We start from the raw sequence: 11028 nt of genomic DNA, 5'->3' as shown, positions 1-11028 counted from the left end.
GCAAACCCCGCCCCCCCGGGTTCCGCCGCGAAGCCCGCGAACGCGACGGCGACGGCCCCGTGATCCTGTACGGCTGGCACACTGTGACGGCGGCGCTGGCCAATCCGCGGCGCAAATTTCGGAAGCTGTGGCTGACCGAGAACGCCGCCCGCAGGCTGGCCGAGGAGAACATCGACACCCGAATCGCGCCGGAAATCGTCCGGCCGTCAGAGATCGACCGCCGGCTCGGGCCGGACGCGGTGCATCAGGGCATGCTGGCCGAGGCCGATGCGCTGGAGACGCCGCGAATCGACACCCTGCCCCAGCACGGCATCGTTCTGGTGCTCGACCAGATCACCGATCCGCACAATGTCGGGGCGATCCTGCGTTCGGCGGCCGCGTTCGCCGTGCAGGCGATCGTCACCACCGCCCGGCACAGCCCGGAAGCCACCGGCGTGCTCGCCAAATCCGCCTCCGGTGCGCTGGAGCTGGTGCCGCTGGTGCTGGTGCAGAACCTCGCCCGGGCGCTGACCGAGTTGAACGAGCGCGGCTTCCTCACCGTCGGTCTCGACAGCGAGGGCGACGACGACCTTGCCGCTGTGGAATTGCGCCAGCCGCTGGTGCTGGTGCTCGGGGCGGAGGGCAAGGGGCTGCGGCAGCTGACCCGGCAGACCTGCCACACCGTGGCCCGGCTCGACATGCCGGGCGAGATCAAGAGCCTCAACGTCTCCAACGCCGCCGCGCTGGCGCTGTACATCGGCGCCAGCCGCCTCGGCCTGATGGGCCGCCGCTAACGCCGAAACCGCAACACGCCGATCAATAGCGCGGATGATGCATCGGCCCATGGGGGCGATGCCCGCGGTGCCAGCCGGCATGCGGGTGACGGTGCGCCCAGGAGCGGGCGTGGTGGCGGCCGTGATAGCGCACCATCACCGGGCCCCAGGACGGCTCGCCGATCACCTGATGGGTCATGGCGTGGGCATAGGCGCCGCCGGTATAGGCGGTGCCGGTGCGATACACCGAGACGGCGCGCTCGTCGTAATAGGGGCGCGGCGCGAACTGACCGGGGCCGGTATAGGCCGGGCCCTGGTTGACGTAATAATAGCGTGTCGGGTCCGGCAGGCGTTCGAACGCCGCGGTGCCATAGCCATAGCCGTAGCCGGTTTCAAACGTGGCGTAGCCATCGCCGCAGGGGCTGACCACCGGGCCGCACGTCCCGCAGCCGCCGCCGAACAGCCCTCCCCCGCAGGCCAGCGCCGGCGCGGCGCTCGCGGTCACCACGGCCACCGCCGCGACCAATCCGGAAATCATGTTACGCATACTACGCTCCTGTTCGATGTCGTCGTCGGGATCGTGTGTCGGTCGAGATCGGGATCGAGGGCACCGCCGTGATCACCGGTATGGGCGCGGGCCGGGCCGCGGCGCCTCGTCGAACGGCGGGGCGATCAGCACCTGGGGCTCGATCATCGGTGTCGGCGGCGCCGGCTGCGGGGGCCGCGATTCCACTTCCCAGGATTGATGGAAGCTCTCGGCCGGCTTCGGCAGCTTGCGGTCCGGCGGCGGCTCGATCTCGAGGCGGCCGTAGCCCGGCAGCCGGTTCGAGCCGGGGTAATAGTGGCCGACCTCCGGATACACCACCCGCCGGCTGCCATAGATCGTCGGTTGAACGTGGGTGCCGCGCTCCAGCCCCCAATCGCCCTCGATCATCGCATAGGACGCATCGCGTCCGTTGATGATGATCGGCACGCCGGGCCGGCCGGGAATCACGATCGCCCGCCCGCCGCTCTCGGCCAAAGCCGGGGCCGCAGTCAGGGTCAGCAGCGCCAGCGCCGGGGCCAGGCGCCGAAAGGTGAAAGGATCGGACATGCGGCAAACGGTAAGGGAAAAGCCTGGCAGATGGGTTAAGGCACGGCCGCGAGCAGCCGGTAAGCCTAACGCGCGAGCGCGGTTTCGGGTCCGCTCGCTGCGTTCCGCCGCAACGTCGTTAACGCCGGCTTTCGATCGCCCCTCCCGCGCCACCGGAAAGCGATGCTGCGGCCTTGTCGAGCCGCACCGGCGCTGCTAGCTGTCTGCCCGATGCCGGCGTAGCACAGCGGTAGTGCAGCGGTTTTGTAAACCGAAGGTCGGGAGTTCGATCCTCTCCGCCGGCACCATGCCTTCCCGAGAACACCTTTCCGGCTGCGCCATCGATGCCTCGCCGGGGGGCCGGCAGACCGGCCTAACTCTCAATCACGCCGAAGAACTTTCGTCCGGTTTGATTTTCATCAAATCACGCATTGGCATTGGCGCCAAAAAGATCATGTTACCTTTTACGGGGCCGTCGAGATGCGATCGTTTCAGTACCGGGACTACTTTTTCCACTCCTGTGGTGCGTGTGGGGCGGTTGCGAACCTGACGCGCAATTCGCCCGCGCCCGGTGGCAGCGAACACCGCACCTACGAGTGCCGCCGCTGCGGACGGGTCGATGTCTACAACGTCGCCGCCGATTCCAAGCTGCCGTGGATTGTGGTCGAAGGCTCGCCGGCCGCCTGATCGCGCCGGATCAGTGCCGCGACGCCAGCGCGGCGGAAATCCGCCCCTGGATCACGACGCAGAGCCAAATCACCACGGTCGACAGGCCGGCCGCAGCCACCACCAGAACGTCGCTCTCGCTCATCGGGTCAGTCCTCCGCCGGGACGGTCGCGGCGGCTCTCGAGATGACAAATGCCCCGCGACCCGCGGCGCCGCATCCACGGCACCGCAACTCACGCGATTATCGGCCGCACGTCACGCCCCGGCCTTGATGCCGGTCAACCGCGGCGGCGGCCGGCATTGCAGCGCTCACAGCCACCGCATCAGGACGGTGAGATTGACCGCGCAGGCCACCAACAGAGCCAGGGTCAGGCCGACCGGAGCGCTGTCGATGCGGGTCTTCAGGATCGTCGTCATGTTGGAACCCGGTGTCATGGCCGGACCATCGGGTGATTCTAGTGCCAGAGTCCCAAGCGATATTTTTTGCCGGATTTAACCCTCGTTAACCTTCGATTCCCGGCTCGTTAACCCCTTACGCGCGCACGCAAAAAGGCCGGCACAACTGCCGGCCTTGAAGCGTAAATATGTGCGACGGAGTTGGGCGCCGATCAGTATTTGGCGACCGAAGGTCCGCCCCAACCGAAGCGGTAGTTGATACCGGCCTTGACGGTGTGCTCGTCGTTACGGAACGAAGTCCCGACCACGTCGGCCGGACCGCCGGTGAAGGTGGTGTCGCCGAACTTGTAGTACTGGTACTCGACCTTGGCCGACCAGTTCGGCGCGAACAGATATTCGAGGCCGGCGCCGACGGTGTAGCCGTCGTTGCGGCTGCCGCTGGTGGTGTAGCCGGACGGCACGCCGCCGAGCGAGGCGACGCTGAGGTCGCTGTCGCGCCAGGCGTAACCGCCCTTGGCGTAGACCAGCGTCGGCCCCCAGGCGTAGCCGAGCCGGCCGGTGACCGAGCCGAGGCCGCGGGTGTCTTCGGTCGCGGTGCTGCCGCCGGGGAAGATCACGCCGGTGTTGTTGGACGACAGCCAGCTGTACTGGGCCTCGATACCGATCACCCAGTTGGTGGCGAACTGATAGTCCGCGCCGCCCTGGACACCGCCGAAGAAGCGGCCGGAATTGCCGGTGATGTTGTTGTCACCAGCCCAGGCGCCGCCGACATGGCCGCCGACATAGAAGCCGGTCCAGTTGTACACCACCTCCGGCGCCGTATAGGCGGGCGCCGCCTTGGTGTAGGGCCGCGGCGGCAGGTCGGCCGCGAAGGCGGGAGCGGAAAGCGCGATCACCGCCGCTGCGCCGAGCAGAGTGTTCTTCATCGTCTTCATCGTCGTCCCTCTTTCGATGCGTTCCGATGTGCTCAAAACAGCATGGCAATCGTTTGGTTGCCCGGTGGCGACGGCGTAGCAATCATTCAGCAGGACTGTGACGAAGCCGCAACACTCGGGAACCCGGCCGTGCCCAAGTTCACAGCAGAGGCTCGCATCAGGTTAGTCGCGCGGATTGCGATCCGGTCGGGATCAGCGCGACAATTTTTCCAGCTCGGGAAACGGCGCATAAACGACACCGGTGCACAGCTCGCCGTCCTGTGGCGCGACCCGGTCGAGCCGGCCGTCGACATGGACGATCGCGATGCTCTGCGGGGCGCCGCCGCGCGGGGTGAAGCGCAGGCACGACACCCAGCGCGTCCGGCCGTCGACCGGGCGCTGCACCGGCTCGGCCATCGCGGCATCGCGCAGGCCAGCCGGCTGATTCAGATAGGTGCGCAGGAAGGCCGGGATCTCGCTGCGATAATTCTGCGGAAACGGCTGCGGCGGATCGCTGTCGAACGAGGCCGAGCCACCGATCGCACAGGCGCCGAGGGCCGCCGCGAGCGGCAGCATCAGCACGACACGAAGCGGCAGCAGTGAGGTCGGCAACGGGATCGCAGGACGGCGCATGACCTGATGCAATAGCGCGCCGGGCGACGAAATCAATTGCCCGCCGCGCCGCGGGGGGAAACGCGGCACGGCGGGCATCGATGCGCGGAGGCGATCAGCCGCGCTTCGGAGTGATGTGGCGGATCGACGCCTTCGACAGATGCTGCTTGGCCGCCGGCGCCTGCATCGCCTGGTGCTTGGCGCGATGCTTGGACGCATGATGCTTGCCGACATGATGCTTGCCGACTTGGCGCTGCACATGCTTGCCGGCCTGCTTCTGCATCGGCGCGGCCTGGGCGGTGTTGCCGGCCGGCGCGGTCTGGGTGGTGGCCGGCGCAGCCGGGGTCTTGTCGGCGGAAGCGGCGAACGCCGGGGCGGCCAGCATCGAAACGGCAACGAGCGCAGCGGACACGGTCTTGATCATGGCAAATCTCCTCGAAGGTCGGGTCGAAATTCGCTTGATCGGAGCGCGGGGCCGGAGTGGCCGGGTGCTCGATCACGGTGCCGACCCTAGAACTGCGGCACTGAACCGCACCTGACGGCCGCCGTCGGCTTCCGTTCATCAGCATGAATTATTGGTCATGCACGCTGATGCTGCGCCGGCGCGCCAGCGCGGCCGGCGCGGGCCCTCCCCGGCTCGACAACGCCGGGACACCTCGTATAGACCGACCACGGTGACAGGCGGCCCGCACCGCGCCGTCCGCCGCCGTCAGAGGCCGCCTTCGATGAGCAACTCCGCGCGGCAAGACCGCACCCCTTCGTCCCGCCCCGCATCGCCGCGCATCGCGACCGACCGCATCGCCTTCGTCGCCTCGACCAGCGCCGAGGCGCAGGCCGCGCTGGCGCAGCTGGTGCAGCTTTACGGCAACGCCGAGCCGGAGGACGCCGACATCGTGGTCGCGCTCGGCGGCGACGGCCTGATGCTGCAGACGCTTCACCAGCAGATGCGCAGCGGCAAACCGATCTACGGCATGCATCGCGGCACCGTCGGCTTTCTGATGAACGAGTATTCGACGGTCGATCTGCGCACCCGCCTCGCCGCCGCACGCGAGACCGTGATCCATCCGCTGTTGATGCGCGCCACCGACATCTACGGCGAGGTCCACATCCATCACGCCATCAACGAAGTCTCGCTGTTTCGCCAGACCCATCAGGCGGCGCGGCTGCGCATCATCATCGACGAGCGCGAGCGGATGCACGAGCTGGTCGCCGACGGCATCCTGGTGGCGACCCCGGCGGGCTCGACCGCCTACAATCTGTCGGCGCAGGGCCCGATCCTGCCGATCAACGCGCACCTGTTGGCACTGACCCCGATCTCGCCGTTTCGCCCGCGGCGCTGGCGCGGCGCGCTGTTGCCCGACAGTGCCTTCGTGGTGATCGAGGTGCTCGAAGTCGACAAGCGCCCGGTCGCCGCCGTCGCCGACCACGACGAAGCCCGCGACGTCCGCCGCGTCGAAGTGATCTCCGACAAGACCATCGCGATGCGGATGCTGTTCGATCCGGGGCACAGCCTGGAAGAGCGGATCTTGAGCGAGCAGTTTGGGTATTGAGGGAGCGACGGGGCGTAGCGCTTTCGTTTCCACGCTGTCGTGGACGGACCCGCTTGGCCCCGCTAAGTTGCATTCATGGGGAATACAAGCGTTACGTCTGTCGAGGATTTCATCGCGCGTTGGCAAGGCCGTGAGGGCGGGCAGGAGCGCGCGAACTACGTCTCGTTTCTCACCGAATTGATCGCGCTGCTGGGACTGCCTAAGCCGGACCCGGCAGACGCAACGCATGAGCACAACGACTATGTGTTCGAACGCGCGGTGAAGAAGGCCGCCGCCGAATCGTCCTTTTACGGCCGGATCGATCTCTACAAAAAGAACAGCTTCGTGCTCGAAGCCAAGCAGAGTCGCTGGCAGGGGCAGACCAAGGAAATCAAGAACCAGAGCGATCTGTTCGGCGCCGACAAGATCGAGGGCACCCGCGGCCGTCGCGGTGCGGATCGCGCCTGGGACGTGTTGATGCTCAATGCCAAGCGGCAGGCCGAGGAATACGCCCGCGCCCTACCCGCTTCGCACGGCTGGCCGCCCTTCATCCTGGTGTGCGACGTCGGCCACTGCATCGAGGTCTACGCCGACTTCAGCGGACAGGGCAAAAACTACACGCAATTTCCGGATCGTCAGAGCTTCCGCATCTATCTGGAAGATCTGCGCGACGACGCGGTGCGCGAGCGGCTGCGCCAGATCTGGCTCGAACCGCAGGCGCTCGACCCAACGCAGCAATCGGCGAAGGTTACGCGCGACATCGCCAAGCAGCTTGCACGGGTTTCGCTCGCCCTGGAGAAGCAGAACTATCCGGCCGACGACGTCGCGATGTTCCTGATGCGCTGCCTGTTCACGATGTTTGCCGAGGACGTCGGCCTGCTTCCGGAAAAATCCTTCAAGACGCTTCTCGAAGACTGCGAGGACAATCCCGAAGCCTTCGTCCACGACGTCGGCCAGCTTTGGGAAGCGATGGACACCGGGCAGTGGGCGCACGCGCTCAAGACCAAGGTCAAGCGCTTCAACGGCGAGTTCTTCAAGAACCGGGCCGCGCTGCCGCTCGGCCGCGAGGAAATCGGCAAGCTGCGGCAGGCTGCCGAGTACAATTGGAACGACGTCGATCCCTCGATCTTCGGCACTCTCTTGGAGCAGGCACTCGATTCCGGCGAGCGCAAGAAGTTGGGCGCGCACTACACGCCGCGCGCCTATGTGGAGCGGCTGGTGATCGCCACCATCATCGAGCCCTTGCGCGAGGACTGGCGCAACGTCCAGGCCACCGCCGAAACACTACGCGGCGCCGGTGATCTGCCCGCGGCGGCCGCCGCGGTGCAGGCGTTTCACGACCGGCTGTGCCAAACGCGCGTACTCGACCCGGCCTGCGGCACCGGCAACTTCCTCTACGTCTCGCTCGAACTGATGAAGCGGCTCGAAGGCGAAGTGCTGGAAGCCCTGCTCGACCTCGGCGGCCAGGAAGCGCTGCGCGGGCTCGGCTCGCACAGCGTCGATCCGCACCAGTTTCTCGGCTTGGAGATCAATCCGCGCGCCGCAGCGATCGCCGAGCTGGTGCTTTGGATCGGTTACTTGCAATGGCACTTCCGCACCAAGGGCGCGCCGCCCGACGAACCGATCCTGCGTGCCTTCAAGAACATCAAGGTCAAAAATGCTGTGCTTGACTGGGACGGCGCTCCGCTGCCCAAGATCGTGGACGGCCAAGAGACCTACCCGAACCCGCGCCGGCCGGAATGGCCAGCGGCGGAGTTTATCGCGGGGAATCCGCCGTTCATTGGCGGCAAAGACATTCGCTCGCGCGTGCCATACGCTGAAGCGCTGTGGGCGGCGCATCCGCACATGAACGAGTCCGCCGACTTCGTGATGTATTGGTGGGACCGGGCCGCTGAACTGCTGACGCGCAAGGGCACCGTGCTGCGGCGCTTCGGATTGGTCACGACCAATTCGATTTCACAGGTGTTTCAGCGCCGGGTGATGGAAAAGCACCTCAAGGCGAAGAAGCCCATTTCGCTGATCATGGCGATCCCGGATCACCCGTGGACCAAGGCGACGCCCGATGCAGCGGCAGTGCGGATCGCGATGACGGTTAGTGTTGCGGGCGTGAATGAAGGAATTCTACAAGAAGTAACCCGAGAGGCGAAACTCGACACAGATGCACCTGAAATTTCGCTAGCGCCCGTTGTAGGAACAATCAATTCTGACCTTACGGTGGGTATTGACGTTACGGTAGCCACCGTGCTTGCGGCCAACGCAGGCATCTGCTCACCCGGAGTAAAGCTTCACGGCTCGGGGTTTGTCGTGACGAGAGCGGAGGCTGAACGTCTTGGATTGGGACGACGGCCCGGCTTGGATCAACACCTGAAAGACTACCGAAATGGTCGCGATCTAGCAGCAAGATCTCGAGGATCAATGGTGATCGATCTGTTCGGGTTAAGTTGCGAAGAGGTCCGGCAAAAATATCCGGAAGTGTACCAACACATCGCGTCTACAGTGAAGGCGGAACGAGAAAATAACAACCGCGAAAGCTATCGCTTAAATTGGTGGACGTTCGGCGAACCTCGCAAAGACTTGCGCCCGGCCCTCGCCGACCTTGAACGATACATTGCGACCATCGAAACGTCGAGACATCGGACATTTCAGTTTCTCAGAAGAGACATTATGCCCGACAACAAGCTGATCGTAGTAGCTTCTGCAGAGGCCGCCGTTCTAGGTCTCCTCTCCTCGCGAATTCACGTTGTTTGGTCGTTGAGATCAGGTGGATGGCTGGGCGTTGGCAACGATCCCGTCTATGTCAAATCGAAGTGCTTCGATCCCTTTCCCTTCCCCGACGCCAATCCGATTCAGAAGCAGACCATTCGGGTGATCGCCGAGGAGCTCGACGCGCATCGCAAGCGCGTGCTGACGGAGCATCCGCTTCTGACGCTGACCGGACTTTACAACGTGCTGGAGCGCGTGAAGGCGGGAGCCGTGCCGAATACCCAGCCGTCATCCCCGGGCTCGTCCCGGGGATCAACGCCTTCCGGCCGCAGAGCCAGGAAAAGCGTGGATGGCCGGGACGAGCCCGGCCATAACGAAGAGATGGGGGTGTGCCACCAGAGCGTGGAGAGCCATGTGCTGACGCCGGACGAGCAGCGCATTTTCGACGATGGCCTCGTGCTGATCCTCAAGGAGCTGCACGACCGGCTCGATGTCGCGGTGGCGGAGGCTTACGGCTGGCCGGCGGATCTGTCGGACGACGAGATTCTGGCGCGGCTGGTCGCGTTGAACAAGGAGCGCGCCGCCGAGGAGAAGCGCGGGTTGGTGCGCTGGCTGCGGCCGGACTATCAGATTCCGCGGTTCGCCAAGGGCGTCGACCAGCAGGCGGCGAAAGAAGAAGGCGCGCAGATCGCGGCTGCGCTCGATCTCGGCGAGACCAAACAAAAGCCGTCGTTCCCGGCCGGCGCGGTGGAGCAGACCGCAGCTGTGTTTGCAGCCCTCGCCGCGGCCGCCGCCCCGCTCGACGCCAAGGGCCTTGCAGCGCATTTCAAACGCACAAAGACGACCGAGAAGAAGGTCTCCGACGTGCTCGCCTCGCTGGCGCGGCTCGGTTACGTCAGCACGACCGATGGCATCAGCTTCGCGTTGCGTAAGGTCGCATAGCTCTCCCGTCCGAACTGAACGGCCGGGTCTCAATGACCACAGCTACGACCTATCAACCTGTCGTCCCCGCGCAGGCGGGGACGCCGCAGCATCCCGATTGAGAAGTCCAGCGGCAGACGCCTTCCCTCACCTGCGAAGCCAGGGGGTATGGGTCCCCGCCTGCGCGGGGACGACACGGGGCGGAGGCTGCGGCCGAACGATTGATCTGCCGGTGAACGCAAACTTCATCGCCAGAGATTCCGGGTTCGCGAGCGTTGCTCGCGCCCCGGAATGACTTGGGGAGAGGCGTCGCGGTGCGACTTCTGTTGCCGTCCTTGGACGGTTGCGCCTCTCCTGTTGACCGCCCTCACACCGCCCGCGTCAGGCCGCCGTCCACGCGGATGTTCTGCCCGGTGATGTAGGCGGCGCCGTCGGAGGCGAGGAAGGCAATGGTGGCGGCGATTTCGGCGCTGGTGCCGTAGCGCTTCATCGGCACGGTGTCGCGGCGCTGCTCGGTGGCCGGCAGGCTGTCGATCCAGCCCGGCAGCACGTTGTTCATCCGGACGTTGTCGGCGGCGTATTGGTCGGCGAAGATCTTGGTGTAGGCGGCGAGCCCCGCCCGCGCCACCGCCGAGGTCGGAAACATCGCGCTCGGTTCGAACGCCCAGGCGGTCGAGATGTTGATGATGGCGCCGGCCTTCTGCTGCTGCATGATCGGCGCCACCAGCCGGGTCGCGCGGACGACGTTGAGGAAATAGACGTCGAGGCCCTGATGCCACTGCTCGTCGGTGATCTCGAGGAGCGGCGCGCGCGGGCCGTGGCCGGCGCTGTTGACCAGCACGTCGATGCGGCCCCACTGCGCCATCGCCCGATCGACCAGGCGCTTCAAATCGTCGTTCGACTGGTTCGACCCGGTGACGCCGAGGCCGCCGAGCTCGCGCGCCAGAGCCTCGCCCTTGCCGGACGACGACAGCACCGCAACGTGAAAACCGTCCGCGGCGAGCCGGCGCACCGCCGCGGCGCCCATGCCGCTGCCGCCCGCGGTGATCAGGGCTACTTTGTCGACTGCCATGCTTGCCTCCGTCTGCTGCTGCGGGCCGGCACCGGCCTGCCCCGTGCGTGATAGCAGCAACGGCGGAGCGCGCGAACCGCTTCGCGGCGCGGCGCAGGATCACGAGGCAATCAGAGAAGAACGGGGCGAGCTTCGCGGGGCGCAGCGGGTCGCACAGCGATCCCGTCGTCGTGGATGGCCGCGCCTCAACGGCCACAGCGGCAACCTATTCGCTTGTCGTCGCCGCGCAGGCGGGGCCCCTACGTCGCAGCCTCTCGATTGAAGTCTTGCGGCGGCCACCTTCCCTCACCTGCAAAGCCAGGGGGTATGGGTCCCCGCCTGCGCGGGGACGACTCGGGGCGAAGGCTGCGGCCGATCAATTGATCTGCCGGCGAACGCAGATTTCATCGC

12 protein-coding genes and 1 tRNA gene are annotated in these 11028 nt (G+C 66.0%); 5 read left to right on the top strand and 8 right to left on the bottom strand.

The genetic code is table 11. From position 1 onward, the window contains the following. Positions 1-773, top strand: a 773-nt coding sequence (gene rlmB, locus DY468_RS05550; protein ID WP_164603161.1) for a 23S rRNA (guanosine(2251)-2'-O)-methyltransferase RlmB, incomplete at its 5' end; no start/stop codon positions are given. Positions 774-795: 22 nt separating this feature from the next. Here rlmB and DY468_RS05545 read toward each other — a convergent pair. Together DY468_RS05545 and DY468_RS05540 are read right to left on the bottom strand one after the other, a co-directional pair. Then, a complete protein-coding gene (locus DY468_RS05545) occupies positions 796-1299 on the bottom strand; it encodes a hypothetical protein (RefSeq protein WP_164603159.1) in 504 nt (167 codons plus the stop codon). Between the two features lie 72 nt (positions 1300-1371). After that, entirely contained in the window at positions 1372-1845 is a 474-nt protein-coding gene (locus DY468_RS05540; protein ID WP_164603157.1) for a hypothetical protein, read from the bottom strand. A 212-nt stretch (positions 1846-2057) separates the two neighbouring features. On the opposite strand from DY468_RS05540, the gene DY468_RS05535 reads away from it, so the two are divergent. Continuing rightward, positions 2058-2132, top strand: a tRNA-Thr gene (locus DY468_RS05535). Positions 2133-2304: 172 nt separating this feature from the next. After that, entirely contained in the window at positions 2305-2511 is a 207-nt protein-coding gene (locus DY468_RS05530; RefSeq protein ID WP_164603155.1) for a hypothetical protein, read from the top strand. Between the two features lie 10 nt (positions 2512-2521). Here the strand turns inward: DY468_RS05530 and DY468_RS05525 are convergent, their stop codons facing one another. The 5 genes from DY468_RS05525 to DY468_RS05510 form a co-directional block, all read right to left on the bottom strand. After that, positions 2522-2635: a sodium:solute symporter gene (locus tag DY468_RS05525; RefSeq protein ID WP_164603152.1), complete on the bottom strand. Its 114-nt coding sequence runs from the start codon at positions 2633-2635 to the stop codon at positions 2522-2524. 165 nt (positions 2636-2800) lie between these two features. Continuing rightward, positions 2801-2926, bottom strand: coding sequence for a hypothetical protein (locus DY468_RS24895; protein WP_283808751.1), 126 nt, complete (start codon positions 2924-2926; stop codon positions 2801-2803). Positions 2927-3099: 173 nt separating this feature from the next. Further along, positions 3100-3813: an outer membrane protein gene (locus DY468_RS05520; protein ID WP_205512019.1), complete on the bottom strand. Its 714-nt coding sequence runs from the start codon at positions 3811-3813 to the stop codon at positions 3100-3102. A 201-nt stretch (positions 3814-4014) separates the two neighbouring features. After that, on the bottom strand, positions 4015-4434 hold the full coding sequence (locus DY468_RS05515; protein ID WP_164603149.1) for a hypothetical protein: 420 nt from the start codon (positions 4432-4434) through the stop codon (positions 4015-4017). Positions 4435-4528: 94 nt separating this feature from the next. Then, positions 4529-4837: a His-rich protein BRANT gene (locus tag DY468_RS05510; protein WP_164603147.1), complete on the bottom strand. Its 309-nt coding sequence runs from the start codon at positions 4835-4837 to the stop codon at positions 4529-4531. A 301-nt stretch (positions 4838-5138) separates the two neighbouring features. Between DY468_RS05510 and DY468_RS05505 the strand changes: the two genes are divergently transcribed. Beyond that, a complete protein-coding gene (locus tag DY468_RS05505) occupies positions 5139-5963 on the top strand; it encodes an NAD kinase (protein WP_205512016.1) in 825 nt (274 codons plus the stop codon). 75 nt (positions 5964-6038) lie between these two features. Further along, positions 6039-9587: a class I SAM-dependent DNA methyltransferase gene (locus DY468_RS05500; protein WP_164603145.1), complete on the top strand. Its 3549-nt coding sequence runs from the start codon at positions 6039-6041 to the stop codon at positions 9585-9587. 346 nt (positions 9588-9933) lie between these two features. On the opposite strand, the gene DY468_RS05495 is transcribed toward DY468_RS05500, so the two are convergent. Beyond that, a complete protein-coding gene (locus tag DY468_RS05495; RefSeq protein ID WP_164603143.1) occupies positions 9934-10638 on the bottom strand; it encodes an SDR family oxidoreductase in 705 nt (234 codons plus the stop codon). Positions 10639-11028 lie beyond the last annotated feature (390 nt).

This window comes from Rhodopseudomonas sp. BR0M22 (assembly GCF_010907035.1).
Taxonomy (GTDB): domain Bacteria; phylum Pseudomonadota; class Alphaproteobacteria; order Rhizobiales; family Xanthobacteraceae; genus Rhodopseudomonas.
The sequence above is the reverse complement of the archived record's forward strand: the minus strand, read 5'-3'. Positions and strand labels throughout refer to the sequence as shown.